This window comes from Rickettsia endosymbiont of Proechinophthirus fluctus (genome assembly GCF_001602635.1).
Classification (GTDB): domain Bacteria; phylum Pseudomonadota; class Alphaproteobacteria; order Rickettsiales; family Rickettsiaceae; genus Rickettsia; species Rickettsia rickettsii.
The window spans coordinates 159,248-183,221 of the sequence record NZ_LECS01000001.1 but is presented as its reverse complement, the minus strand read 5'-3'; the positions used below and the strand labels follow the sequence as shown (position 1 = coordinate 183,221).

Below are 23,974 nucleotides of genomic sequence, written 5' to 3'. Positions count from 1 at the left end.
GCACGTGATGCAGTCTCTATTTTAGATCAAGCAGCTAGTATGTCGGTAAAATCTGACAATATAATTAGTCCTCAAGTAATTAATCAAATGCTTGGGCTTGTCGATAGTTCGGTTATAATAGAATTTGTCGAATATATTATCTACAGAGAGACGGAAAAAGCTATAAATTTAATAAATAAACTTTACGGTTCTTCAGTTAATCTTGAGATTTTTATAGAATCGGCATCAGATTTTATTGCTTATCTTAATAAAGTAAAAATGTTACCTAATTATAGTTTGCCTATATATGAATCATTTAATGATAGAACTAAAAACATATTAGATAAAACCAGCTTGCCGCACTTATCAATCTTATGGCAAATATATAATAAGGGAGTAGGGGAAATAAAAATTTCCTATAACCAACTAACAGAAACGGAAATGTTAGTTATAAAATCTATATATTCGACGTCGCTACCCTTGCTTACAGATTTTGACGGTAATAATCAAAATTTAAATCAATCAATTAATCCGGAAATAAAAAAAAATTTTGAAATTGTAGATTTTCTTGAATATTTATATAAAAATAATGAGATAGATATATATTATTTCCTGCTCAATCATACGGAACTTAAAAATCTCAGTAATAATAGATTAGAGTTCGTAAGTCTTGAAGTTACAAGCAAAATAAAAAGACAAATAGACGATTTGTTAGCTGCTTTTAGTAATGAAAAGTTTGAGATAATAATAATAAAAGAGCAGAACAAGCAAACCTTAAAGAATCAGTTAATTGGTAAGATTGAAGCAAGTAACGATTTTGGTTTAATTAAAAAACATTTCCCAAATATAACAATTTCGGATATTTTACTTAAAAGCTAAAAATATATAGGATAGAATTATGGTAAATTTTAATCAGTTTTTAAAGCAAGCCCAATCAATGCAAAAGAAAATGCAAGAAGCTCAAGAGCAAATGGCAAATGCAAGATATACCGGTAAAGCCGGCGGCGGGCTTGTTGAGGTTATTGCAACCGGTAAAGGCGAAGTTGAAAAGATTTCAATTGATGAATCTTTATTAAAAGCAGAAGAAAAAGAAATGCTTGAGGATTTAATTAAAGTTGCCTTTAATGATGCTCAACAAAAATGTGATGAAGATTCTCAAAATTCTTTATCAGGAACTTTAAACGGTATGAGATTACCACCAGGCTTTAAAATGCCGTTTTAACACGGCTCTTATGTCATTCTTGCAAAGAGATCATGTTGAGTAGATACAAGTCGTTATTGCACGCAAACGTTAGTGAGCATGGCAATCTCAGGAATTCTTCCCATTGCTTCGTCAATTTACTATTCTAAAATTCCTCGCAATGACAGAAAAACTGCTCCACGCAACAACGTCTTTAGTTGCTTAACTCATGACGATTTGGTATCCATATTTATTCACAACATATCATCATAATAAGATGTATTATCCCCAACATCTCGTTAAGCTCTGTTTGCACTATCTCAGGCAAAACTTTAAGTTTCTCTTTTAATATTTGATATTCTTCATTGTTGTTATCATTATATATTTCTTTATATTTCAATAGCGTTTTATCCCTATTTTATCCTTAAGAGAAGGGGTAATCATATCGTTTAGTTTATCTAACTTTTGCTCTAATTTTTCTTTTTGCTCTTCTGTTAGCTCTTTTTTACCGGTTTCTAAAAAATTTTTCAAATTACAAGCATCTTGTAGATAAAGTTTAACAACATCAATATTATAATCTTATTATTGACAAGTTCTTTGATCTTCTTAATGTCTTCATTGTAAATAGCATTAAACAAATTGATTTCGTCATATTTAGATTTATACACAAAACCCCTTTTATTTAAAAAAGGCATGTTAGCACTTTTTGATATAAAGGCCAAGAAATAATTAATAATTTAACTATTTCTTAATAAAAGGAAATTTGTAAAAAATAGACATCTTTCCAAAGCAGTTTATAGAGAGGAATTTAAAGGATACACGGAAGCACTTGCCGCTGCAGCATATATAGATATACGTGAAGATTAGGGATTAGGATCGACGTACAAATTGCCTTTAGAAGCAAGTTATGCAAGAAGTTTAATAATTCAAGATCAATAAATCCTTATCAATCCTGAAACCTTTGAAACGCTCAAGTAGCGACATACCAAGAAGCGAAATATCAAGGTCACCAAGACCTACATGTCCTTTGATGTTCTTAAATTCCTTACCGATTACTACACTATTTAAGGTTATAGGGGCGGCTTTATTTTCGCCGTTAGCTGTTAGATAAGTTCTAGTATATTTTAATTTAGTTAAGTCAAAGCCTAATTTTTGAGCATCTTCTTTAGTTAAAGCTATATCACTTGCCCCTGTATCTACCATAAATTTTATTTTAACGTTATTTACAAAAGCATTGATATAAAAATGCCCGTCTCTGCTACGGGCTATAATAATTTCTCCGACTTCAGTAGACCATTTATATGATGGAATTAAAGCAGACATTACTCTATGATAAGCGTAGTTCAGCTCAAACCTAAAAGAATAACCGATTATTATAACTAAGAAAATTACTGCCCATATTGCTAATTGCAAACAAAATCTGCGTATTTCATTTTGGCTAATAGTACTGTAAATTATACTAAATAATATTAATAATGACGCACAAAAACTCCCTATATTTTGTGGTGCTTTAAAAAATTTTGGATAATGTTGATTGATATATTTGTATAATAAACCGGTTACAATTACGGTGCTACAAATGATAAAAATAAGTTTTATGAGTTTTTTATTCATATAATAACTACAAGTAAATAAAGAATAGGTATACGAAGTTCTATCTGAGTATATAAATTTTAATCTATATAATCAAACCAAAGTCCCAGCCCATTTTTAAGTGGAAAACTACCTTCTTGGTTCACTAGAATAATAATTCTAAGTTCTTCTGACGGTATAAAGCCAATAAAAGAATTAATACCGTTAATTATATAGCCTGAGTGAAAAATTAAATCCTTATTTGAGCATCCTTTTAGTTTAAGAATATGCCATCCAAGAGCATAATATGACTCAATCATTTTTTGATCAATAGGCCAAATCGGTTACCATTTAAATCCAAAAACATCTTTGTTTGATTTTACTATTTTACACATACGATCTAAAGTACTTTTAGCAATAAGATTCGGTTTATAACCAAAACTAAGTGTGAATATTTCAATCATTCCATCTATCGATGCAAAAATACCGACAGATGCAGGTACCGTCTTTGGATAATAATGCGGAAACGGCAGCAATGTTATTACCTCCTGTCCGTCTATTATTGCTTTAGAATGCGGATAAGCAAGTTGTACATTCGGCCCTAGCGGTAATATTTGTATATTTTGCGTTTTAAGCGTTGTACGCAAATTATCTATTACAGCATTTAAACTTGATTTTTTACAATTTAAAGCTTCTTCAAGTAAACTAAAATATGTTACTATACTTATAGCATTGCCCGGGTTTACAACTAGCTTGTTGTTTTTTTAGCAACGTTGCTCAATTTCAATATTTCCTGAGAATTGATAACCTGTTGTATGGCTTAAAATATTATTAAGACTAATAGCATTTTTAGGTATGGTAATTTGAATTTTTCATCAAAATCTCAACTTTCTTGATCTACCATTAATGCAATTGCCGTTGCTGAAACAGCTTTTGAAACCGATGCTAAAAGAAATAAAGTTTTATCCATAAATAACTCCACTATTACCTTTCTGATTTCCAAAAGTTGTTTTATAAATAACTTCACCTTTGTATAAAATTGCAATTGCTCCTCCTTGTAATTCAAGTTTTTTAGTTTTTGCGGTCATTATACTCATGTCTATGCCAAAACTGTACGATGTAATAATAGTAACATTATACTAAAAAATAGGATAAGCTTTTTATTCATATGGCGATATTATTTATTGATTCTATGTCATTCCTGCGAAAGCAGGAATCTAGCTTTCTAAACAAATTATATACTAATTAACCGCTATTGCCTTTTCTTTATCTTTTAATCTAATAGTAGCAAGCTCTAATAAATATTAGTCATCTAAAGCTTCAATAATTTGCTCATATAATTCAGCTGGAATTAGATAAACAGTTGGTTTATTATGATTTAATAAGGCAACAGGCTCACCACTTGCCTTATCCAATAATGCAGTAGGGCTTTTCTTAAATTCTGATATACTAACTGCTAGATTTGCATAAATATGTTCCATTATTGACTCCAAGTAAACGAAGAAAGTTATACGAAGATCAACTTGGAAAAGAGCAAGGAGTCTACAAGACTAGGAGCGGAGCGTATCCTTAATACGTGGCTACCTGCGAACTTATTTAGACGACGTAGCCAGTGTTTTAAGTTCATTGAGGATACCTATAATTAATACTAATTATAGGCTATCATTTTATCTTTATCAAGAAAATCACCTTAAATCGCCGATATTCTCTAAAAACAACCTAGCTCGATGCGATGCCGGTTTATTAAAAAAATCCTCGGCAGGCTGATTTGCTAAAATCTGTCCTTGATCCATAAAAATAACACGATCCGCTATTAATTTTGCAAACTTCAAATGGTGCGTGACCACTACCATGCTCATTTGATCTTTTAATAAATTTATATTCTCTATAACATCTTTAATATTTTCAGGATCGAGTGCCGAAGTTGGTTCGTCGAATAACAAAATTTTCGGCTTCATCATTAAAGCCCTTGCTATTGCGGTGCGTTGCTTTTGCCCTCCTGATAGGCTTGCCGGATATGAGTCAAATTTTTGCGTTAGCTTAAATTTTGCAAGCAATTCCTTTGCCATAGAAATTGCCTGTTCTTTTGGCAAATTTAAAACATTTACCGGTGTATAGATTAGGTTTTCTCCTACCGTTAAATGCGGGAATAGATTAAAATTTTGAAAAACCATACCAACTTTTAAAAGAAGCTTTCTTCTATTTTTAAGTAGTAGCTTCTTCCCGTCTACCAAAAAAGTACCACTACTTGGTTCTTCTAAATTATTTAAAATTCTAAGCAGAGTAGTTTTACCGCTTCCCGAAGGACCGATTATTACAGTAGTTTCCTTAGTAGTAAAACTTAAATCAATATTCTTAATTGCGTAATTCTTGCCATAACGCTTACAAACTTTTTCTAAAATAATCATAAACTAGACCGTAAATTTATAACCGTCATAAAGCGGCTTAACGTTATTTGGAAGCATTTTCGTAATCTCATGATAATCTATCGTGTGTCTCATATTGGTTAATAATATCTGCTCAGGTTTATATTTTTCACGCCATTCTAGAACTTTATCAAGCCCTGCATGATTCGGATTTGATTTATAATCCATACAATCTAATATCCATATTTTTATATCTTTTAAAAATTTATCTGATTCAGGAGGAAAATCGATTAAATCGGGCGAATAAACGAAATCACCCATACGTAAGCCCAAGCTATCTATAGGACCGTGATGCTGTCTAAAAAATTGTATTTCGATAGTATTAATCTTAATTTTATCAAAAAAACTAACAGATTGAGTTGTGAACAGTCGTCCAAGCTTAAATAACTTATTGTTAAATAGATAATCAAATTTTGTATGGAGCTTTGCCGTACTATCGTGATCTGTATAGATTTCAAATGGCTTGCCTTGCATAAAAGTAAATACTCGTAAATCATCAATGCCGTTAACGTGATCGGAATGATAATGTGTTAATATAGCACAATTGAGCTTATTTATCTTTTCTCGTAATAGTTGATTTCTAATATCAAAACCGAAATCAACTAATATTTGACTATTTTCATCGTTAATATATATTGCTGATCTAGTCCTTTTATTGTACTTTGAAGGAGATGTGCAAGTACTACAATCGCACCCGATCACCGGTACGCCTATAGATGCTCCACACCCAAGTATTGTTACTTGTAACATAAATATTTAAAATAATGTTTGAAGTTTTGTATAATTTTCGCGGCTTAAATCAAGAAATATTCTTATTTTTGAATAAAATTACTAATATCGGCTTTATACCTTATTTTTTTAAAATAATTTCGTTTTGTTTTAATATCGCTAATTTCGCTTTAATATATATTTTATACTGTATATATTTTTATATTCAATTAAAGAAAACCAAAAATGATAAGAAGCGGCAAAATAAATTCTGGCACAATTATAATAAGTTAGTTGAAATCGGTATAATATACGGGGTATTCGGTTTAATTTTTACCGCTCTTAAATTTTCAGTTAATTTCCCTCGCCCTTATTGCAGTCTTCCTGTAGATAATTTCATGACCATAATAAATACTGCAAACGAAAGATGCTTTTCAAGCTTTCCAAGCAGCCACGCAGCTCTTAGCGTGTTAGTAACGTATTTTACTTGGAATTATATAAAATTACCATTAAAAATCTTAATGATTTGTGTTATTGTGCTCGTGTCTTTATCTCGCATAAGCCTTGCTATGCATTACCCAAGTGATATAATCTACGGCATTATTATTGCATTTATAACAATACTGATAGGTAAGTTAATTTATCGCATCTTTGCAAATCATATAATAAGAAAGATCGGGGATTTTCTATTAATGAGGCAGTAATTAAGAAAAAACATATAAAAAACTTGTTTTTTAATCTTGAAAGTTTTTAATATGCACGCTACAATGTAGCTACATTATTGAAAGAAGATTTTTATGTCTGCTGATTCTATTGTGCGAGCCCGTATTAATGAAGACGTGAAAGAAGAAGCAGCTTTAGTGCTTGCTGCTATGGGACTTACTTTATCTGATGCTGTTCGTATGCTGTTATTTCGTGTTGCTCGTGAAAAAGCATTGCCGTTTGAACCACGTATCCCAAATGATGAAACAATTAAAGCTATGAAAGCTGCAAGAAGCGGCAAATTAGTTCATGTTGGTAATATCAATAATTTGTTATCTGATTTAAATGAGAACGATTAAACGTACTGCACTGTTTAAACGTGGAATAAATTTGGATTATATTTTACTGAAAGCAGTTAGATACTTGGTTGCTGATATAACATGACCTATACATATGAGAGATCATACCCTTATAGGTAATTGGAAAGATTGTAGAGATTGTCATATTAAACCGGATTTAATATTAATTTATAGAAAACCCGATGCTGATACATTGGAGTTAATACAATTAGGTTCACACAGTATACTTGGTTTTTAATTATTTTGAAATGAACTGGGAACGAGTTCCCCCAAAAACCATCTAACCATCCATAATACTGGACAGTTTTTGAAAAGCGTTTGATGTCGCTCCTAGCTAAAAACGAGAATGACATCAAAAAACCAAACAAACATTATGCTACTATACCGAAAATACTTTATAAAAAATATCTTACCGCTGCTTATAGTCGTTACTTTTTCAGTGACTAGTATAGTATGGATAACGCAAATATTAAAACTTTTATATTTATTTGATAAAGGTATAAAAGTTATAGACTTCTTCAGTTTAATAGTTTTAGTACTTCCTACTTTATTATTTATTCTGTTACCAGTAATAACGGTTATTACCGTGATCTATATCTATAATAATTTAAAAGTCGAGCGACAATTAATTATATTACAAGCTTCAGGAGTTAATAATGTACAGCTAGCACTGCCTGCTTTATATGTCGCATTAATAGTTATGCTACTTGCTTATTATATATCTTCTAACATCCTGCCGTTATCTCATATAAACTTAAAATCACGTTTAAACTTTATAAAGAATAATTATATCTCAAGTATGATTGAAGAGAAAACTTTTAATAAAGTAACGAAAGATATCACTGTTTTTATAGATAAAAAATCAGCAGGAAATATTATGAACGGCGTAATAATATTTGATAATCGCAACGCTGACAATCCATCAGTAGTATTTGCGGGTTCAGGTACTCTTAATATATATGATAATAGCCCGATTTTTGAACTTAATAACGGCATAAGACAAGAATATGACGTAAACGGTAATTTAACTCAGTTAACTTTCGATTCTTTAATGATAAAACTGCAAAATGATAACCCTTTAGTATCACAAAGAACTAAACATAATAAAGAATCAAACGAATATTATATAAGCGAATTACTTGCTCCTCCTCATGATTTAGCTATTACTAAAAAAATTAAATTAATTGCTGAAGCACATCAAAGAATAATTTGGCCTTTATACAATTTTGTATTACCTTTTGTAGCACTTGCAGTTTTTTTGAGATATCCTTATAGCAAAAAAACAACTTTTATGCCGGTATTATTTTCTGCCTTAACAGTATTGCTAGTTACTTCAATTCATTTTATATTACAAAATTTTGCTTCAAAAAATCTAGATTTTATTTTTGCTTGTTATTTCAATTTAGTTATTGCTTTAACGATCGGATTATATTTATTTGTACGTAAAAGAATATAAATTTATTAGACTACTTTATTCCAAGCTCCACGAGGATTTTGAGTAAAACAATCTATTTTGTTTTCCTGTTCGGTAAATTTATTTATTTTAACTGTTAATTCTTTTAAATCTTCGGGTAAATCAGTTATTATAATTATCCTTTTGAAAACTCTTATATACTCTTTTGCTTGTAAAATTTTTCCTATATCTGTAGGCGAAATAATAACAAGCACACTAGCATTATTAGGATTTTGTAACTCATCGGTAATATAAATCGGCTGTTTTTCAGGCTGCGGATCAAGTTTACTACCGTGAGGTATAAATTGCTTACGTGAATAAGTCCAAAGATTTTTATTGAGCATTTCTTGTTGATCTGCATCTGCAGTTAATATTACGCTTTTAAGATCAGAGTGATAGCATTTTTCTATCAGAAGTAATATCGATTTTAGAAGCAATTCATCGCTTGTTTGATAAATACTAAATTGCTGCATAAAAATTTTATGTTATTTTTTATGAGAAAATTTAAGTGGTACGGATGAAGGGACTTGAACCCCCACGCCTCACGGCACAAGAACCTAAATCTTGCATGTCTACCAGTTCCATCACATCCGCGTATGGTAATGCCATTCCTGTAAAAGGGCGGCCTTGTTGCATGGATTCTATGTCATTCCTGCCTCTGCAGGAATGACATCAAAGCATTTCCATCAAAAAGTTATAATACACATCATATAATTTTTGTAAATCGCTAATTTTTGTGTATTCGTTTATTTTATGTGCCGTTTCGGATAATAAACCAAACTCTACTAACGGACAATAATTTTTGACGAATCTTGCATCCGACGTACCGCCGCTTGTAGAGAATTCAGGCTTTATTTTAAGCGTATGCTCTACTACTTTAGCAAATTCTTTTATTTTATCGCTAGGGTTCTGAATAAAACTTTCAGCAGAACTACTATATTCTAACTTATAATCTACTTTATATTCTTTACAATGCTGTTTAATAATTTCTTCTACCTGTTTTGCTAAAGTTTCTGCACTATGTAAATTATTAAAACGTATATTGAAAGATGCTTTCGTACTTGCTGGAATTACGTTTGAAGTATTATTACTGACCTCGATATTCGTTACTTCAAGATTTGAACGTTGAAAAAATTCAGTACCTTCATCAAGTTTTATATTTGTTAACTCATTCAATATTATTATTAAGCAAGGCAATGGGTTATTTGCTTTATGAGGATAAGCTACATGCCCGCTTAAGCCTTCTATATTTAATTTAAAGTTAACACTTCCTCTTCTGCCAATCTTAATTGCATCGCCTATTTCTTTTTCACAAGTAGGTTCACCGACAATAGCAAAATTTATCTTATATCCTTGATCATAAATATATTGCAGCATTTCTTTAGTACCATGCTTTGCTTTTCCCTCTTCATCACTAGTAAGTAAGAAACTAATGGAACCTTTAAAATCGGTATTATTTTTTATAAAATCTAAACTGGCAGCTAGAAAGCACGCTATAGCCCCTTTCATATCCACCGCACCTCTGCCATATATCTTACCATCTTGCTGGCTAACTTTAAATGGACTCGCATTATGCCAAAGCTCATGATTGCCTGCCAACACTACATCTACATGACCAACAAAGCAAATATTAGGCTCATTGCTACCGAAAACAGCATAAAGATTAGTGACTTGCTCACTTTTAGAATCACCGAATATTTTTATTTCGGTCTTAAAGCCGTGCTGTTTAAGCAAATCATTAATATACTCAATAGCCCCATCGCTCTTAGGAGTTACAGACTTAAAACTAATCAAATCTTTTAAGTAGTTAATGTACATCAATTATTGCCAAAGAGAATTTAATGTGGTTTTTAGTTTGTTTTCAAATTGTTTTATATAGTTTTTAAGGTTGTCAATCTTACTTTGATTATTATCAAGCTCTGTTACCATTTTTTGCTGTTCTTCAAGAGGCGGGATAGGAATTTGTAAATCCTCTAAATTTTTCAAATAAACGTGAGGTTGACCTGATCCAGCTTGCTTTTGGTATATTATATTTTGCTGAGATTTTAAAAAATAATAATGGCAATTAGTAACAATTACATCAAACTTTAACTGCTGATCAGTTAAGGGTTTAACATCATTAGGGTTCTCAAGACTATTTATTTGCTGAATTCTGTCTGTTAACATGCAAAATCATATTCATCTTAGATTCTAGCGGTTTTGGTTAACTCTCGCCCATATAATGTATTAAATCTTAATTTTTCTAAATCTTCATCGGTATTAATTATATTATTTTCTTTGATATAATTAAAAGCTTCAGTTAAGAACCCACCAGTACCAAAAAAGGATCATAAATTGTTTCTTTAAATTTAGGATCAACCAAATTAATAATGGTTTTAACGATATTGCTCGGTGTAAAATATTCGCCTAAATCATTTTTCTGTTGATGTAGTTTTTTCTAAGAAATACTCGAATACGTCGCCTTTTATATCTGTATCTATCGTAGATAAAATAAGAGGATCAATTGCATCGATAATGTGGCGGAGAGTAATGTAATTGCCTAGAGAAATAGGCGTAAAAACATCACTACCGTATTTATTCTTAATTTGTTCTATAACATAGCTATTAATGTAACCGATAATATCATTATTTGATTGTGCTTTGATATTATTCCACCAGGATTTTTCATTGTTTTCACTTAATAATTTTAAGAATAATATATTTGCAAATTCGCTAAATCTTTCTATTTCTGCTCGGAGCCCTTCATTTCTTAAAAGATTATTCAAGTTTTTAAATATCTATATTAATTCTTCACGTGATACTTTAATTTCTTTCGGTATAGTCCAAACTTCATTACTGCTTGCTTCTAAAAAAGCAGATAATAATTCTTTTTCATGTAGTAATTCCCTTACTTCATCACCGTTTAATATAAGCTCTTTATTATTAACAACAAAAACGAGCTTCGCAGTAAGTTCCATTTATTGCGAACACTATAGGTACATCAAGCAATTTTGTATATTCCGTTGCTTGATCTAAAGCTTGCCTTAAATCCACTCCTGCTTTTTTGCTTCTATTATTGCAATAGGTTTATCATTATTACTTTCATATAAGATATGATCCAGTCTTTTTCCATTTAATCTTGTCTGTTCTGTTTTTGGTTTTTGGAAATAAACATTCTTTTTAGTATCATTATCTATATGCCATCCCTTATTTACAAGGTTATTGCTGATAATCCATTCAATCCATTCGGTTTGCTATTCTGCTAACATAAGAATTGCTTAGATATTTTTTTGTAATTAATAATTATATCTTCTTACACTTATTATACAAGCTTATAAAAGTACAAAAAACAACTTTTATAGAGTTAGTTAATGACGGTCTCATGACTTTCTTCTTTTTATTAATAGGTTTAGAGATAAAATTTCACCTAGTAGAAGGTGAACATAAAAATAAAAAAACTAATATTACCTGCAGCGGCAGCCCTTGGAGGTGTGATAATTCCTGTCTTAATATACATATTTTTTAATTACGATAAACCGGGATTAATAAAAGGATGGGCTATTCCTATCACAACTGATACTGCTTTTGTCCTTGGTATTTTATCTTTTTTCAACCGACATATATCTTTAGAATTACGAGCTTTTATTATAGGTTTCTCATTAATTGACGATGCTTTTGCGTTAATTATACTAGCTTTGTTTTATGCTAAAACAATACTCTGGCATTATTAATTTCTTCTATAATTATATTCATCTTGTTTATATTGAATTATCGACAAGTTAAACAATTATTTTATTATATAATTGTAGGTTTATTATTATGGATTAGTATGGTGGAGTCAGGTATTCACGATACCTTATGCAGAGCCATTATAGCACTTTTTATACCTGTTAATATAAAAGGAGAATTTAACACTTCTTTTAAAAAACTTGAAAACTTAACTCATCCTTTTGTAAATTACTTTATTTTACCGCTTTTTGTATTTATGAATTTCCGGTATCCTTTTAGAATATTTTGCATTTAAAGGCATTTGTTCCAACTCAATACTTGCTTTAATTTATGGGATAATATTTGGTTTATCTGTAGGTAAGCAATTAGGTATTATGCTATTTTCATATCCATTTGTAAAATTTAAACTCTGTAATTTACCAAGTGATACTTCATGGTTAAAATTTTATTCTATAGCTATACTTGGAGGGATTGGATTTACCCTAAGTTTATTTATAGGTAGTATTTTACGTTTGAGAGCAGCTGCCCTTCAAACTCTATGAGAGCTGCAATAATAATAGGCTCTTTAATTTCTGCATTATTTGGCGTAGCCGTTCTAAAATATTGTACTGGAAAAGAGCAAAGAAGTAAATTAAACGAGTATATTCATTAAATAACGATGATAGGATTTTAATAAGACATCATATTTTTGTTTGGAAAAAACAGGATATGGTACTATATAGATATTATTAGAAGAAGGAATCGCTTTTTCAAGCTTATTCAGCATAAAAGGCATATTATAATTATGCTCTACTAAAATTATTGAAGTAAGATTGTAAGTTACAATAAAATCAACCACTTTCTTAATATTATCTTCTTCAGACATTATTTTATTCAGAGCAAATATTACCTGCTGTTCTATAACATTACGTTCCTTTAACAAAATTAATATAGGTGCATAACCTGCCTTAAGCCAAGCAATACCGGTTTCAATTTTATGTCCTCCTCCTGCAAATACTATTATTGCATTAGTGGTATTACTACTAAGCTTATAAGAATTTATTAAATATAAATAATAACCAAAACCACCGACCTAAAGAGCAAAAATTGTGAGTAGAAATTTTCTGATCATTTAAATATTTTATTAAATTCAGTTTGAATAATTTTATCAAATTCAGACATTTCAACATGAATCCCTAACTGATTTAAAGATGTTACTAAAGAATTTTCAAGTCCACAAGGAATAATCCCACTAAACTTACTTAAATCTGTTGAAATATTTATAGCTACACCGTGATATGTAACCCATTTTCTTACTCTAACACCTATTGCAGCAATTTTAGCAAATTCATCTTTCCTTACTTTTACCCAAATTCCTACTTTATCTTTAATAAGATATGCTTTAATTCCAAAATAATTTAAGCTATTTATAATCCATTCTTCAAGCATTTTTATATATAGCTTTAAATCTTTGTGTCGATTTGGTGAATCTAAATTAAGAATTGGATAAATAACACGCTGACCTGGTCCATGAAAAGTAAATTTACCGCCACGTCCTGTGTAAATTACCGGAATATCACCGTAATTTAATAATTCTTCTTGTTTATAATTAGTACCGGCTGTATATACTTCCGAATGTTCAACTAAATAAATAATTTCCGGCTCATGATCACTAATTACTTTGTTAACGTAATCTTCCATTAATTTCAAAATAACTTGATAATCCGCAAAATCCGGTATAGTTATAAATCTTATCATATTAATTCAGATTTATATTTCAATATTAATGCATCTAAAATTGCTATGGTTTCAGCATCCAAATCGCCAGAAAAATTACTAGGACGAAAATGCATTTGAAACGAAATTATAATATCTTTCATTTTAGAGTCTAAAATTTCGGTAACTTCAAGTTTATAACCGTATGTAATAAATTTTTGCTGAATTGCTGCAATATCGGTTATATCGACTTGCGGCAATAGATTGTTAAACACCTGTTCATCATACCAAGCTCCAATATCGTTATCATATAATAGTTTCCAAGGAAATAGCGGGCCAGGGTCCTGTTTTCTACCTGGAGCAATATCAGAATGCCCAACTACTCTAGTAGGTCTAATATCATATCTAGCAATAATCTGTTTACACAAACTTATAACACTATTAATTTGCCTTTCCGAATAGGGTAACCAAACTATATCATTGTTTTTTGCATTTACTTCAAAAGCAGGATTTACGATTTCAATACCGATTGATGTATCATTAATACGCTCATGACCTTGCCAGTAACTTACTCCAGCATGCCATGCTCTATCACGCTCTTCTACTAATTGAAATATATGTTCAGGATTTTCATTGTTTATTAAATAATGGCTACTTAACTTTTCACCAGTTAGAAAATCTAAAGACTGCTTAAAATCACACTGTGTATAATGTAGCACTAGGAATTTAATACGTTTATCAAATCCCACAGCTCTATAAGATGTTTTATCGATTACTATCATATATAAAAATTTTAAAGGATGTCACTATTGTATGTTTTTTTCTATATAATTATTGTGAAAGCTTGCTTGCATGGATTGGTAAATCGTCATTGCGAGAATAATTACACAGTAATTCGACGAAGCAATCTCAGGAAGTGTGTTATTATTTCATGAGATTGCCACGCAGCCTACGGCTGCTCGCAATGACGATTTGGTATCTATATAAAGATAGTCCCAGTATGACAAGAAAAATTTTGATGGTGCCGGATATCGGATTTGAACTGATGACCTACCGCTTACAAGGCGGTTGCTCTACCACTGAGCTAATCCGGCATATTAATATGATTATAGAGAAGAGATATGTGCTGTCATACCCGTGGCTTGACCACAATATCTAGAAAAATAACTTGTAATAGTCAAATTTACTAAATCCCGCAATCAAATAGCGGGAGATGACAGGGGCTGAATTGATCCACACAGTCAATGCCTGCTCTCAATGATGAAAATACACTATAAACTAAGCTTTTTTAGCTTCATTTTTACTTAGTCTAGCTTTACGGTTTTTTGCTTTCACTTCCATTTCCTTTTTAACTTTCTCAGGAAGAGTAACACCCGCTTGCTCAATAAATTTTGCGACTCGCTCAGTTGGCTTAGCACCGGTGCCAAGCCAATATTCTATACGATCTTTTTTTAAAACAACACGCTCACTATTATCTGAAGCAAGCATTGGATCATAAGTTCCGACTTTTTCTAAAAAGTCACCGTCACGAGGTGCTGTTGCGTTAGCTACTACTACACGGTAAAAAGGACGCTTTTTAGCACCGCCTCTAGCTAAACGAATTTTTACTGCCATATTATATTACTTACAATTATTTTATTTTTTCTTCTTTAAAAAGAACATGTTTTCTAACTACTTTATCATACTTACGAAAAGAAAGCTTCTCGGTTTGGGTCTTCGGATTACGTTTCTTTACCCAAAAAACACCTGTGCCGGCAGTACTTACTAGCCTTACCAAAACATTTTTATTTTTCTTTGCCATTAGCTGACACCTTAAATCAAGATATTATTTTATTTTTCTAAGAAAAGCAGAATAAAACGAAATTGAAAAATAGTCAAGTAAAAACTAGGCATTGCAAAATAAAGAGAGATACGTCATTGCAAACGACTGCAAGGAGCGTGGCAATCTAGTTTTAATTTCCCGAGATTGCCGCACTCCTTGCAGTCGTTCGCAATGACACCAATTTTTCAAATTAAACGAGTTACCGTCCAAATAAGCGTTCGATATCCTTAAGCTTCAACTCAATATAAGTAGGTCTGCCGTGATTACATTGACCTGAAAGCGGCATATTTTCCATTTGACGCAGTAAGGCATTCATTTCATCTGCCGATAATTTTCGTCCTGCTCTAATAGAGTAATAACAGGTATAAGTTTCCGTTACATGCTCGATTAACTCTGTCAAAGCTATATTCTTGCCAAAATCCGATAAATGATCGGCGAGATCCTGAATTAACTTTTGTACGTTTACATCTCCAAGGATATGTGGAATTTCAGTTACTATAATAGATTTTTCGCCAAATTTTTCTAGAGTTAAACCAAGTTTATATAGTTTTTCTCTATGGTCATATAAACAATCTGCTTTTTTTTCATTTGGCAGTTCTACTATCTCAGGAATAAGCAAACGCTGTTTGATTAACTCTTCCGTTTTAAGGTAATCTTTTATTTTTTCATACCCTAAACGTTTGTGTACTGCATGTTGGTCGGTAATCACTATACTATCTTCGGTTTGTGAAATAATATAAGTCGTATGAAGTTGTGCTTTAGCTGCCCCAAGTTTATATTGTTTACGGGTTTGCTGTTCATGTTCTATACGATTTTCTACTTCTTGTTCTATTTTAGCATGTGATAATGTATCGATTAATTTTTGACAAACATGATTTTGAGGAACTGTATTAAGTGTAGAATGAGTAGTAGGTCTATAATCTGCCGATTTACTATTAACGTTTATAACTTTACTTACTGGCGATTGTTTGTTAACTAAAGGATTTTTAAATAACTCAAGAGCATCAGAGGCGATAGTAGTAGAAGTAACATGGCTTTTATTTGTTAAAGCATTTTTAATTGCTTCTATTAATAAGTTTCGCACATAATTCGGGTCATGAAACCTAACCTCTGCTTTTGCCGGATGTACGTTAACGTCAACAAGTTGCGGATCGATTTGTAAGAATATAGCACATATCGGATAATGATCACGAGCCAAATAATCTTGATATGCTACCCTTAAAGCTACCTGTAATAATTTATCTTTTACTGGTCTATTATTAATAAATAAAAACTGATCTTCACTTGAAGCTCTATTATATGTCGGGCTACTAGTATAGCCGCAAATAGAGAAATCAGGTGTTTTGAAGTCTATATAAGCGGCGTTTTTTATAAAATCATCACCTATTACATCAATTATACGCTGTTTTAGGTTAGTTTCAGCATCTTTATTTTGTCCCTTTAGTTTTAATAAATTCTTGCCGTCATGTGTTAAACTAAAAGAAATTTTAGGATGTGCTAGAGCGATTTTCTTAACCACACCTACAGTTGCTGCAAGCTCTGTTTTATCGGCTCTAAGAAATTTTAAACGTGCAGGTGTTGCAAAAAATAAATCACGTATCTCTATTTTAGTACCTTCATTATGAACAGAAATAGTAACTTGTTTTTCATTGCCACCAATTAACTTAATCTGAAATGCTTTGTCGGCATCTCGTTTTTTAGAAGTAATTAGCATTTTGCTAATAGCAGCAATAGACGGCAGTGCTTCACCCCTAAAACCAAAAGTATTAATATTTAGAAAATCGCTTTCATCAAACTTAGAAGTTGTATGACGTTCAACAGCAATTTCTAATTCCTTATCAGTCATACCGATACCGTCATCGGAAATAATGATTAGATTTTTACCGGCACGTTCTAAAATAATATCTATTTTAGTACTACTTGCATCAACAGCATTTTCAACTAATTCCTTTACTACCGATGCGGGCCTTTCTATAACTTCACCGGCAGCAATTCGGTTGATAGTACTTTCTGACAGAAATTTTATAGTCATTTTGTTACTAGTTTAAATTTCTTACTACAATATGGGCAGATAACTTCTTTTTTTTTTTTATCTATCTCTAAATAAACTTTCGGATGGTCATATGGAGGTTCTTTGCCCTGGCAAGATACAGATGCATCAACGCTATTAACAATTTCCATAGATTTATACATTATTTCTTTAAGTGTAATCTAATATAAGTTACTTTTAAATAAAAGACAAATATTACTTGATTAAATATGTCATCCCGTGACTTGATCAGCTTTGTTGCATGGTTCTAATTTTCTTGTCATTGCGAGGAAATTACGTAAGTAATTGACAAAGCAATCTAGTGCCAAAGTTCTGAGATTGCCACACAGCCTATGGCTCTGCTCGCAATGACGATTTAGCTGGCTGGTACAAGCCACGGTATGACAGTACATATTTTATAAGGAGATAAAAATGAAAGACAAAGTAGCAGTTATTACCGGTTCTACTAGCGGTATCGGGCTTGAGATAACAAAACATTTTGCAAAAACGGTTTTGCAAAAGAAGATGAAGTAGCCACAATTTCAGCAGAATTAAAAGAATTTGGGGCAAGGGCTGTATTTTATCAAGGAATAAATTTGGAAAAACCTAATGAAATTCATTCTATGTTTGAGAGGATAATAAAAGAATTCGGTAAAATAGACATATTAGTAAATAATGCAGGTATTCAGCATGTTGCTCCTATCGATGAATTTCCTGAAGATAAATGGGAGCAAATTTTGCGTATAGATTTAATAGCATCTTTCTATACTAAAAAATATACAATACAGATTATGAAAAAACGGCTTCAGGCGAATTGTTAATATCGCTTCCGCTCATGCATATGTCGCATCACCTTTCAAGTCGGCATATGTAGCAGTAAAGTACGGTATCCTTGGACTTACCAAAACCGTTGCTTTAGAAGTGGCTGAGAATAATATTATAGTTAATGCTATCTGTCCCGGTTACGTCAACACACCATTAGTAAGGAATCAAATAGCAGATACTGCTAAAGCTAGACATATCAGTGAAAAATCAGCGTTAAGGGATGTAATCCTTAAATCTCAAGCTACGAAAAAATTTGTAGAAGCTGATGAAATAGCAAACTTAGTAATATTCTTATGTGATAAAAAAGCATCATCAATAACAGGTAGTGGACTCTTGATAGATGGCGGCTGGATGGCACAGTAGTTTTAATTCTTAATATTTGTTATTTATTGAGAAATAACTAACAATAAAAACTTCTTGCAAAAATTTAATTTACTCCTTTACATTTAAAATAAACCACAATTTATTCAAGGAGGAATTTATGCCAGAAAAAAACATCTACATTTTCAAACTGAAGAAACTGACTTAAATAGAGTAAAATGCCAAATTAATTCATTTTAAAGATGAACTAGACAGCCCCATAGATGGGCAATTAGTTATAGGAGAAGTTGAGGTAAAGCGTAATTTGGGTAAGTTTAAAAAAGCTCTAGCCTATCTTGGAATTATTAAAAATACGAAAAAAGTAGTAAGCAAAGAAGAGAAAATTATAGGCACCCATGAATTAGGCAATTTTACTAATGATAAGAATTCTATAGAGAACTTTTTAAACAACCTAGATTTCCATGAAAAAAAACTTTACGCATATGATCTTAGTGGTACAAAAGTTGGAGAAGTAGGTGATTTTGGTAAAGATGGTAAATTCTTAGATTTATAAGGTAAAGCTTTACAAAATCAAAATCAGTTTATACAAAAAGGTAGCGGAGTTTACCATTTAAGTATTGCTACAAACGTAAAATATTTTGATAAAGATTTGAAGTATTAAGACTTCAAAAGGTGTTACGAATATTAACACAAAACCTGTAAAAAGTGCTCTTAAAGGTAGCAGAGAAGCTGCAAAAATAGGAAAAAACTATGAAAACAACAAGAAGAACAGAAATTTGCAGGAATTAAAAAGCCAAAAGGAGCTAAACTTACAAAAGTAGGAATTCCGGTACCACTAGAGGATAACTAGGTTATAAGTGCTTGACCATTATAACGTGTATATTATAATAATAATGACCAAATTAATATGTACGTTATAATAGTCATAATAAATTATGACTATTATTTAGCCTTCTGCATGTCTAATGCTTTATTGTTATAAGCATAAGGATGACTTGGATCTACTTCGATTGCCTTATTATAAGCTTCTAAAGCTAAATCGTATTTCCCAACTGAATTAATACCGCTCCTTTATTAAGATAAGCCTGAAAATGATTAGGGTTTAGTGCAATTGCTTTGTTATAAACTTCAAGGACCAACTCATATTTTTCAGGAAATCTAAATCCCAGTATTCTTAGTCTAAATCCATATCCAATATATGCATCATTCGGATTTTGTTTTATAGCTATCACATTCTGCTAATTCTTTTTCAAAATCATTTGCAACTGATTCAGGTTGTTTATTAAACAAGAACTTATAACCACAAAAACATATTACTATCACCACAAGAAAATACCGACAATTAAATATTATTATTATAAATTATACTTTATAAATTATGTAACTTGTCTATAATAACCAATTAGTAATTAAATTATTTAAAGCTCTATGAATAATAGGTCTAAGTTTATTTTTTTATCTGCTATTTCAGGTAATGTACTCGAATATTATGACTTTACGGTATATTCAGTTTTTTCGCTGATTATTGGACAAGTTTTTTTTCCAGGCGAATCAGAATTCATTAAAATTCTTCTAAGCCTTGGAGTATTTGCGGTTGGCTTTCTGACAAGACCGATAGGAGGCATATTATTCGGTTATATCGGTGATAGATACGGTAGACGTATCGCTTTGATAATCTCGATGCTAGGTATGACTATTCCGACCTTTATTATGGGTCTCATACCCTCATATGCAAGTATTGGGATGTATGCCCCTATAACTCTAGTTATAATGCGACTTATTCAAGGTTTATGTATTAGCGGTGAAGGAACGGGAGCGGCTATTTTTATCCTTGAACATCGTCAAAATTTAAGACCGGGTTTTACGGCAGGTTTAGTACATGGTTCAAATATCGCCGGTACCTTAATTGCAACACTTATCGGTATTATAATAGAACGTTATTTCTCTCATATAGATTTTGCTTGGCGTTTTGCTTTTCTGCTTGGCGGATTTATGGGTCTTGCAGGATTTTACTTGCGATTGCGCGTATCGGAAACACCGATTTTTAAAATGCTTGAGAAAAAGAAACAAGTTCTTAAAGCACCTTTTTCCAATGTAATTAGAACTGCTTGGAGATCGATGTTTTTAACTATGTGTATAGGTGCTATCGCTAGCAGCGTTATGTATTTAGTAAAAACATATATAAATGTTTTCTATTATAATGTAATGCATCTTAGTAATACTATTGCTTTATCATATTTAGCGTATAGTTCGTTTATTGCGATGATAGCGATGCCGCTTGCCGGCGGTACTGCCGATATTATCGGAAAATTTAAAATGGCAATGCTTGTTGGTGTTGCTATCTTGATATTGATTTTACCGACCATGTTACTTATGTCGACAGAAGAGATGTGGCAACAAATTATAGCTCTTACAATACTTGGTATGCTTGCAGGAAGCACAGCAGGTACAGCTTATATACTCGTTATATCCTTGTTTACGGCAGAACAAAGGTTTACCGGTGTTGCTTTCAGCTACAATTTTGCAATAGCGATATTCGGCGGAACTTCACCTATTATTTCTCGTTGGCTTGTAGAGCGCACAGGCTTATTTTATGCTCCGGCTTTTTATATTATGATCATTGCCGCCGTATTTTTAGTGATTATGTATATGATGAGGAAAGTAATTAAATCGTTGCTTAATAATTATGAACATAGAAAATAAAGAAATAACAAGTAGTTGGTTTACTAATTTACGTGATTTATTGTGCAAAGAATTTGAAAAAATCGAAGAAGAATATGCACAAACCAAAGGTTTAAAACCGGCTAAGTTTGTACGCTCAAGCTGGCAACGTAACGGCGGCGGTGGCGGTGTCATGTCTCTCATGAAAGGAGCAGTATTTGAAAAAGTCGGGGTTAATATATCTACCGTATTTGGTAAAATTTCTCCCGAATTCCGCAACGAAATTCCAGGAGCAGAGCTAGACGGGAAATTCTTTGCAACAGGCATTTCATTAGTCGCACATCTTAAATCGCCGTTAATTCCCGCTATGCATTTTAATACTCGTTATATAGAAACTTCTAAAAGTTGGTTTGGCGGCGGTGGCGATTTAACACCTTTTTATCCGGAAAAAAACGAAACTGTAAAGTTTCATGCAGCTTTTAAAGAAGCGTGCGATAAGTATGATTCTAGCTATTATCCTAAATTCAAAAAGCAATGTGATGAATATTTTTATCTAAAGCATCGAAAAGAGCCGAGAGGAGTAGGCGGAATATTCTATGATTACTTAAATAATGGTAATTTTGAACAGGATTTTGCCTTTACACAGGACGTAGGTAAGACTTTGTTGTCGGTATATCCTGAAATCGTTAGAAGTAAGTTATTTTTACCTTGGACAGCTGAGCAGAAAGAATACCAGCTTATAAGGCGAGGTAGATATGTAGAATTTAATTTGCTATATGACCGCGGTACTAAATTCGGCTTAATGACTGATGGAAATGTCGAAGCAATATTAATGTCATTGCCACCTGAAGTAAAGTTTAATTGACTTTTTTAAAATCATAACCGGAATGGCAAAATGCTGTTTCGGTGTGTTGAAACTTCTGTCAAAAGTGAGAGTATTTTCCACAAAACCAATTTTTTTTAAGGATATAGCGAATGCCAACCCATTTACGATATGAGATATATTATTAAAAAATGTCACCTAATTCAATGCATTTCACTATAACAAAAATTTTTACTTTGTAAGTTTAGACGGTAAATAATGTTCTGTTGAGATTACTTTTTTACCAGTTTTATTTTCCAAGGCCGTTTTAGCGTTTTTAGCTATACTTCCTCCTATTTTACCTGCAACCTTATTTTCTTTCCATTCCTGTTACATTATTGGTTTCTCTACCTGACGAAGTAGATAATTCAGCAAGAGCAGTAAAAATTAATTCTGCTTCATTCATGTGATCACGTAAATTTTGATTTGTTAAGCCCTTAATATTTTTGTGTTCTTTAAGCCCATTCTTGATGAATAATATTAGTTAATATAGCAAATTCATTCTCTTTTGTTATACTTCATGGTTTTTCCAGTAATCAGTTAATTTGTTTCGTGTTTCCTGCCCCATCATACGTTGTTGAATCCATTTCTCGCTACAACCGTGTCGTTTCCAATTATCCCTTGCTCTATCAATTGACTTTTCCGGATCAGAAATTTCTTGAATCTTCTCATAACCGACTTGCAAGCCATTGTTTAAATGGTTCTGCCTTTGGAGACGAAATAGATTGTATAATACGAAGTAATGACTCTGTATTTGCACAGTCTGTTATATATTTTTTCCATCTGTGGCAGTTAATTTCAGTCCGTGACAGTTTGTCATGACCTCACTTTTTTCTTCATTTAACCTTTGTTTTAGTTTTCTTCAATAAGCTCCAGGGTCACTACTATCAGTCAATGCTCCTACTACGTCGACTACTGAAAACCACCAAAGAAAGTTAGGTATAAGCTTTAACTGAAATAGTAAAACACTATTTCGGGGTGTAGCAATCTCTACCAAAAGTCAGTTATAATAGGAATGTCCAGAGCTTAAAAGCAATGCTTTAGTTTAATTAATCGGGAGTAACTACATATCCAACCAAACTAACAAGAGCCTACCTGAACTCGTAGCAGAGTTTACTTCAAAAGAAAATATTGACGAAACACAATATTAGAAGTTTGTTATTATTTCCTGCTCGCAATGACGATATATCTTTAACAATCCCTTTTCAAATAACAAAGAGTATATACTAGTCAAATGGTTTCACTATAACCATAATCACTGCAACAATCATGCAAATAGCCGGAATCTCATTAACTATGCAATAAAATTTTTCTGAATGGACATTCTTACCATTTGCAAAATCTTTTCGCCATCTTGCAAGTAAACCGTGAAATATCACTAAAACTAATACTGCAAACATTTTAATGTGAAACCAAGTATCAAGAGCAACAAACCCGTAAATATGAGCATTTATTAAACCAAAAATAAATGTGCTAATCATTGCTGGATTCATAATGAATCTGAGTAATTTTAGCTCCATCACTTGTAAAGTACTATCTAGCTCACTACCTATTTTAGCTTTGATATGATAAACATATATTCTAGGTAAATAAAGAAGCCCTGCCATCCAACATATAGCAGATATCAGATGGACTGACTTAAACCATAGATAGTAACTTGCCATTCTTTTCC

The 23,974-nt window shown here is 31.8% G+C and carries 32 protein-coding genes, 2 tRNA genes and 6 pseudogenes; 13 read left to right on the top strand and 27 right to left on the bottom strand.

Going from position 1 to position 23,974, the window contains the following annotated elements; translation table 11 throughout:
• Both BG75_RS09315 and BG75_RS00980 read left to right on the top strand, forming a co-directional pair.
• Positions 1-858 (top strand): annotated as a pseudogene (locus tag BG75_RS09315) (DNA polymerase III subunit gamma/tau); the annotation flags it as partial.
• Between the two features lie 19 nt (positions 859-877).
• Complete coding sequence (locus BG75_RS00980; RefSeq protein WP_062811102.1) at positions 878-1,201, top strand: YbaB/EbfC family nucleoid-associated protein; 324 nt, start codon at positions 878-880, stop codon at positions 1,199-1,201.
• Positions 1,202-1,555: 354 nt separating this feature from the next.
• Here the strand turns inward: BG75_RS00980 and BG75_RS10300 are convergent, their stop codons facing one another.
• The 8 genes and pseudogenes from BG75_RS10300 to BG75_RS00945 all read right to left on the bottom strand — a co-directional run bounded on the left by BG75_RS10300 (position 1,556) and on the right by BG75_RS00945 (position 5,907).
• Positions 1,556-1,690 carry a hypothetical protein gene (locus BG75_RS10300; protein ID WP_014365091.1) on the bottom strand — a complete coding sequence of 45 codons (135 nt, stop codon included), beginning with the start codon at positions 1,688-1,690 and terminating at the stop codon, positions 1,556-1,558.
• Positions 1,691-2,077: 387 nt separating this feature from the next.
• The gene (locus tag BG75_RS00975; protein WP_062811101.1) at positions 2,078-2,773 is read right to left on the bottom strand and encodes a TIGR02281 family clan AA aspartic protease; all 696 of its coding nucleotides are present in this window, start codon (positions 2,771-2,773) and stop codon (positions 2,078-2,080) included.
• A gap of 59 nt (positions 2,774-2,832) precedes the next feature.
• Positions 2,833-3,051: a serine hydrolase gene (locus BG75_RS00970; protein WP_062811100.1), complete on the bottom strand. Its 219-nt coding sequence runs from the start codon at positions 3,049-3,051 to the stop codon at positions 2,833-2,835.
• 24 nt (positions 3,052-3,075) lie between these two features.
• The gene (locus tag BG75_RS09310; RefSeq protein WP_252903548.1) at positions 3,076-3,378 is read right to left on the bottom strand and encodes a hypothetical protein; all 303 of its coding nucleotides are present in this window, start codon (positions 3,376-3,378) and stop codon (positions 3,076-3,078) included.
• A 236-nt stretch (positions 3,379-3,614) separates the two neighbouring features.
• On the bottom strand, positions 3,615-3,776 hold the full coding sequence (locus BG75_RS08935) for a hypothetical protein (RefSeq protein ID WP_217284864.1): 162 nt from the start codon (positions 3,774-3,776) through the stop codon (positions 3,615-3,617).
• Positions 3,777-3,972: 196 nt separating this feature from the next.
• Positions 3,973-4,212: pseudogene (locus tag BG75_RS00955) on the bottom strand (type II toxin-antitoxin system Phd/YefM family antitoxin).
• Between the two features lie 204 nt (positions 4,213-4,416).
• A complete protein-coding gene (locus BG75_RS00950) occupies positions 4,417-5,139 on the bottom strand; it encodes an amino acid ABC transporter ATP-binding protein (RefSeq protein WP_010977895.1) in 723 nt (240 codons plus the stop codon).
• Positions 5,140-5,142: 3 nt separating this feature from the next.
• Complete coding sequence (locus tag BG75_RS00945; protein ID WP_062811099.1) at positions 5,143-5,907, bottom strand: MBL fold metallo-hydrolase; 765 nt, start codon at positions 5,905-5,907, stop codon at positions 5,143-5,145.
• A 14-nt stretch (positions 5,908-5,921) separates the two neighbouring features.
• Between BG75_RS00945 and BG75_RS00940 the strand changes: the two genes are divergently transcribed.
• The 4 genes and pseudogenes from BG75_RS00940 (at position 5,922) to BG75_RS00925 (ending at position 8,382) form a co-directional block, all read left to right on the top strand.
• The gene (locus BG75_RS00940) at positions 5,922-6,569 is read left to right on the top strand and encodes a phosphatase PAP2 family protein (protein ID WP_062811098.1); all 648 of its coding nucleotides are present in this window, start codon (positions 5,922-5,924) and stop codon (positions 6,567-6,569) included.
• 93 nt (positions 6,570-6,662) lie between these two features.
• Positions 6,663-6,926, top strand: coding sequence for a type II toxin-antitoxin system RelB/DinJ family antitoxin (locus BG75_RS00935; protein ID WP_062811097.1), 264 nt, complete (start codon positions 6,663-6,665; stop codon positions 6,924-6,926).
• Positions 6,913-7,164, top strand: a pseudogene (locus BG75_RS10450) (type II toxin-antitoxin system YafQ family toxin). Before BG75_RS00935 ends, BG75_RS10450 begins: the two are co-directional and overlap by 14 nt.
• Positions 7,165-7,299: 135 nt before the next feature.
• Complete coding sequence (locus BG75_RS00925; RefSeq protein ID WP_062811095.1) at positions 7,300-8,382, top strand: LptF/LptG family permease; 1,083 nt, start codon at positions 7,300-7,302, stop codon at positions 8,380-8,382.
• Between the two features lie 5 nt (positions 8,383-8,387).
• Here the strand turns inward: BG75_RS00925 and BG75_RS00920 are convergent, their stop codons facing one another.
• The 7 genes from BG75_RS00920 to BG75_RS09290 all read right to left on the bottom strand — a co-directional run bounded on the left by BG75_RS00920 (position 8,388) and on the right by BG75_RS09290 (position 11,336).
• Positions 8,388-8,852 (bottom strand): DNA polymerase III subunit chi, encoded by a 465-nt coding sequence (locus BG75_RS00920; protein ID WP_012151453.1) that lies wholly within the window; start codon positions 8,850-8,852, stop codon positions 8,388-8,390.
• Positions 8,853-8,888: 36 nt separating this feature from the next.
• Positions 8,889-8,973: transfer RNA gene (locus BG75_RS00915), tRNA-Leu, on the bottom strand.
• Between the two features lie 78 nt (positions 8,974-9,051).
• Positions 9,052-10,197 (bottom strand): succinyl-diaminopimelate desuccinylase, encoded by a 1,146-nt coding sequence (gene dapE / locus BG75_RS00910; RefSeq protein ID WP_062811094.1) that lies wholly within the window; start codon positions 10,195-10,197, stop codon positions 9,052-9,054.
• A 3-nt stretch (positions 10,198-10,200) separates the two neighbouring features.
• Entirely contained in the window at positions 10,201-10,545 is a 345-nt protein-coding gene (locus BG75_RS00905) for a restriction endonuclease subunit S (RefSeq protein ID WP_252903547.1), read from the bottom strand.
• 133 nt (positions 10,546-10,678) lie between these two features.
• Entirely contained in the window at positions 10,679-10,762 is an 84-nt protein-coding gene (locus BG75_RS09300; protein WP_252903568.1) for a hypothetical protein, read from the bottom strand.
• A gap of 28 nt (positions 10,763-10,790) precedes the next feature.
• On the bottom strand, positions 10,791-11,144 hold the full coding sequence (locus BG75_RS09295; protein ID WP_062811093.1) for a type I restriction-modification system subunit M: 354 nt from the start codon (positions 11,142-11,144) through the stop codon (positions 10,791-10,793).
• Positions 11,145-11,156: 12 nt separating this feature from the next.
• Positions 11,157-11,336, bottom strand: a complete 180-nt coding sequence (locus BG75_RS09290; protein ID WP_062811092.1) for a hypothetical protein — start codon at positions 11,334-11,336, stop codon at positions 11,157-11,159.
• Positions 11,337-11,740: 404 nt separating this feature from the next.
• Between BG75_RS09290 and BG75_RS08930 the strand changes: the two are divergent.
• Positions 11,741-12,382: pseudogene (locus BG75_RS08930) on the top strand (Na+/H+ antiporter NhaA).
• Between the two features lie 79 nt (positions 12,383-12,461).
• Positions 12,462-12,629, top strand: a complete 168-nt coding sequence (locus BG75_RS10445) for a Na+/H+ antiporter NhaA (protein ID WP_016926664.1) — start codon at positions 12,462-12,464, stop codon at positions 12,627-12,629.
• A gap of 89 nt (positions 12,630-12,718) precedes the next feature.
• Here the strand turns inward: BG75_RS10445 and BG75_RS00875 are convergent.
• The 8 genes and pseudogenes from BG75_RS00875 to BG75_RS06825 form a co-directional block, all read right to left on the bottom strand.
• Positions 12,719-13,198, bottom strand: a pseudogene (locus BG75_RS00875) (YdcF family protein).
• The gene (gene lipB, locus BG75_RS00870; protein ID WP_062811090.1) at positions 13,195-13,824 is read right to left on the bottom strand and encodes a lipoyl(octanoyl) transferase LipB; all 630 of its coding nucleotides are present in this window, start codon (positions 13,822-13,824) and stop codon (positions 13,195-13,197) included. The pseudogene BG75_RS00875 and the gene lipB overlap by 4 nt, the downstream one beginning before the upstream one ends.
• Positions 13,821-14,564, bottom strand: a complete 744-nt coding sequence (locus BG75_RS00865) for an N-acetylmuramoyl-L-alanine amidase (RefSeq protein ID WP_014365105.1) — start codon at positions 14,562-14,564, stop codon at positions 13,821-13,823. The genes lipB and BG75_RS00865 overlap by 4 nt, the downstream gene beginning before the upstream one ends.
• A 237-nt stretch (positions 14,565-14,801) precedes the next feature.
• Positions 14,802-14,876: transfer RNA gene (locus tag BG75_RS00860), tRNA-Thr, on the bottom strand.
• Positions 14,877-15,060: 184 nt separating this feature from the next.
• Positions 15,061-15,396: a 30S ribosomal protein S16 gene (rpsP, locus tag BG75_RS00855; protein WP_062811089.1), complete on the bottom strand. Its 336-nt coding sequence runs from the start codon at positions 15,394-15,396 to the stop codon at positions 15,061-15,063.
• A gap of 16 nt (positions 15,397-15,412) precedes the next feature.
• Positions 15,413-15,583, bottom strand: coding sequence for a 50S ribosomal protein L33 (gene rpmG / locus BG75_RS00850; protein WP_004997072.1), 171 nt, complete (start codon positions 15,581-15,583; stop codon positions 15,413-15,415).
• 220 nt (positions 15,584-15,803) lie between these two features.
• Positions 15,804-17,636, bottom strand: a complete 1,833-nt coding sequence (gene mutL / locus BG75_RS00845; RefSeq protein ID WP_062811088.1) for a DNA mismatch repair endonuclease MutL — start codon at positions 17,634-17,636, stop codon at positions 15,804-15,806.
• Entirely contained in the window at positions 17,633-17,797 is a 165-nt protein-coding gene (locus tag BG75_RS06825) for a zinc-finger domain-containing protein (RefSeq protein WP_010977913.1), read from the bottom strand. The genes mutL and BG75_RS06825 overlap by 4 nt, the downstream gene beginning before the upstream one ends.
• 375 nt (positions 17,798-18,172) lie before the next feature.
• Here BG75_RS06825 and BG75_RS09280 point away from each other — a divergent pair, with 375 nt between their 5' ends.
• The 3 genes from BG75_RS09280 to BG75_RS00830 all read left to right on the top strand — a co-directional run bounded on the left by BG75_RS09280 (position 18,173) and on the right by BG75_RS00830 (position 19,332).
• Complete coding sequence (locus BG75_RS09280) at positions 18,173-18,454, top strand: SDR family NAD(P)-dependent oxidoreductase (RefSeq protein WP_062811087.1); 282 nt, start codon at positions 18,173-18,175, stop codon at positions 18,452-18,454.
• A complete protein-coding gene (locus tag BG75_RS09275; protein ID WP_368072207.1) occupies positions 18,447-18,821 on the top strand; it encodes an SDR family oxidoreductase in 375 nt (124 codons plus the stop codon). Before BG75_RS09280 ends, BG75_RS09275 begins: the two co-directional genes overlap by 8 nt.
• Before the next feature lie 262 nt (positions 18,822-19,083).
• Positions 19,084-19,332: a hypothetical protein gene (locus BG75_RS00830; RefSeq protein ID WP_062811085.1), complete on the top strand. Its 249-nt coding sequence runs from the start codon at positions 19,084-19,086 to the stop codon at positions 19,330-19,332.
• Positions 19,333-19,730: 398 nt separating this feature from the next.
• Here the strand turns inward: BG75_RS00830 and BG75_RS10440 are convergent.
• Positions 19,731-20,069, bottom strand: a pseudogene (locus tag BG75_RS10440) (tetratricopeptide repeat protein); the annotation flags it as partial.
• A gap of 138 nt (positions 20,070-20,207) precedes the next feature.
• On the opposite strand from BG75_RS10440, the gene BG75_RS00820 reads away from it, so the two are divergent.
• Positions 20,208-21,482 (top strand): MFS transporter, encoded by a 1,275-nt coding sequence (locus BG75_RS00820; RefSeq protein WP_062811084.1) that lies wholly within the window; start codon positions 20,208-20,210, stop codon positions 21,480-21,482.
• Positions 21,466-22,305, top strand: coding sequence for an oxygen-dependent coproporphyrinogen oxidase (gene hemF, locus BG75_RS00815; RefSeq protein ID WP_062811083.1), 840 nt, complete (start codon positions 21,466-21,468; stop codon positions 22,303-22,305). Before BG75_RS00820 ends, hemF begins: the two co-directional genes overlap by 17 nt.
• A gap of 508 nt (positions 22,306-22,813) precedes the next feature.
• Here hemF and BG75_RS09270 read toward each other — a convergent pair.
• The 3 genes from BG75_RS09270 to hemJ all read right to left on the bottom strand — a co-directional run bounded on the left by BG75_RS09270 (position 22,814) and on the right by hemJ (position 23,966).
• The gene (locus tag BG75_RS09270) at positions 22,814-22,987 is read right to left on the bottom strand and encodes a hypothetical protein (RefSeq protein ID WP_252903545.1); all 174 of its coding nucleotides are present in this window, start codon (positions 22,985-22,987) and stop codon (positions 22,814-22,816) included.
• Positions 22,971-23,033, bottom strand: a complete 63-nt coding sequence (locus tag BG75_RS09265) for a hypothetical protein (RefSeq protein WP_252903565.1) — start codon at positions 23,031-23,033, stop codon at positions 22,971-22,973. Before BG75_RS09265 ends, BG75_RS09270 begins: the two co-directional genes overlap by 17 nt.
• Positions 23,034-23,528: 495 nt before the next feature.
• Complete coding sequence (hemJ, locus tag BG75_RS00805; protein ID WP_062811082.1) at positions 23,529-23,966, bottom strand: protoporphyrinogen oxidase HemJ; 438 nt, start codon at positions 23,964-23,966, stop codon at positions 23,529-23,531.
• Between the last annotated feature and the right edge of the window lie 8 nt (positions 23,967-23,974).

What these genes read in the sequence shown, in the direction of transcription:
- hemF (WP_062811083.1), top strand. Translation starts at nt 21,466, where the DNA reads ATGAACATAGAAAATAAAGAAATAACAAGTAGTTGGTTTACTAATTTA.
- BG75_RS00920 (WP_012151453.1), bottom strand. Translation starts at nt 8,852, where the DNA reads ATGCAGCAATTTAGTATTTATCAAACAAGCGATGAATTGCTTCTAAAA.
- BG75_RS06825 (WP_010977913.1), bottom strand. Translation starts at nt 17,797, where the DNA reads ATGTATAAATCTATGGAAATTGTTAATAGCGTTGATGCATCTGTATCT.
- BG75_RS00905 (WP_252903547.1), bottom strand. Translation starts at nt 10,545, where the DNA reads ATGTTAACAGACAGAATTCAGCAAATAAATAGTCTTGAGAACCCTAAT.
- BG75_RS00980 (WP_062811102.1), top strand. Translation starts at nt 878, where the DNA reads ATGGTAAATTTTAATCAGTTTTTAAAGCAAGCCCAATCAATGCAAAAG.
- BG75_RS00975 (WP_062811101.1), bottom strand. Translation starts at nt 2,773, where the DNA reads ATGAATAAAAAACTCATAAAACTTATTTTTATCATTTGTAGCACCGTA.
- BG75_RS00950 (WP_010977895.1), bottom strand. Translation starts at nt 5,139, where the DNA reads ATGATTATTTTAGAAAAAGTTTGTAAGCGTTATGGCAAGAATTACGCA.
- BG75_RS00940 (WP_062811098.1), top strand. Translation starts at nt 5,922, where the DNA reads ATGTTTGAAGTTTTGTATAATTTTCGCGGCTTAAATCAAGAAATATTC.
- rpsP (WP_062811089.1), bottom strand. Translation starts at nt 15,396, where the DNA reads ATGGCAGTAAAAATTCGTTTAGCTAGAGGCGGTGCTAAAAAGCGTCCT.
- dapE (WP_062811094.1), bottom strand. Translation starts at nt 10,197, where the DNA reads ATGTACATTAACTACTTAAAAGATTTGATTAGTTTTAAGTCTGTAACT.
- rpmG (WP_004997072.1), bottom strand. Translation starts at nt 15,583, where the DNA reads ATGGCAAAGAAAAATAAAAATGTTTTGGTAAGGCTAGTAAGTACTGCC.
- BG75_RS00935 (WP_062811097.1), top strand. Translation starts at nt 6,663, where the DNA reads ATGTCTGCTGATTCTATTGTGCGAGCCCGTATTAATGAAGACGTGAAA.
- BG75_RS00865 (WP_014365105.1), bottom strand. Translation starts at nt 14,564, where the DNA reads ATGATAGTAATCGATAAAACATCTTATAGAGCTGTGGGATTTGATAAA.
- mutL (WP_062811088.1), bottom strand. Translation starts at nt 17,636, where the DNA reads ATGACTATAAAATTTCTGTCAGAAAGTACTATCAACCGAATTGCTGCC.
- BG75_RS00820 (WP_062811084.1), top strand. Translation starts at nt 20,208, where the DNA reads ATGAATAATAGGTCTAAGTTTATTTTTTTATCTGCTATTTCAGGTAAT.
- hemJ (WP_062811082.1), bottom strand. Translation starts at nt 23,966, where the DNA reads ATGGCAAGTTACTATCTATGGTTTAAGTCAGTCCATCTGATATCTGCT.
- BG75_RS00925 (WP_062811095.1), top strand. Translation starts at nt 7,300, where the DNA reads ATGCTACTATACCGAAAATACTTTATAAAAAATATCTTACCGCTGCTT.
- BG75_RS09290 (WP_062811092.1), bottom strand. Translation starts at nt 11,336, where the DNA reads ATGGAACTTACTGCGAAGCTCGTTTTTGTTGTTAATAATAAAGAGCTT.
- BG75_RS00970 (WP_062811100.1), bottom strand. Translation starts at nt 3,051, where the DNA reads ATGATTGAGTCATATTATGCTCTTGGATGGCATATTCTTAAACTAAAA.
- BG75_RS00945 (WP_062811099.1), bottom strand. Translation starts at nt 5,907, where the DNA reads ATGTTACAAGTAACAATACTTGGGTGTGGAGCATCTATAGGCGTACCG.
- lipB (WP_062811090.1), bottom strand. Translation starts at nt 13,824, where the DNA reads ATGATAAGATTTATAACTATACCGGATTTTGCGGATTATCAAGTTATT.
- BG75_RS10445 (WP_016926664.1), top strand. Translation starts at nt 12,462, where the DNA reads ATGCTATTTTCATATCCATTTGTAAAATTTAAACTCTGTAATTTACCA.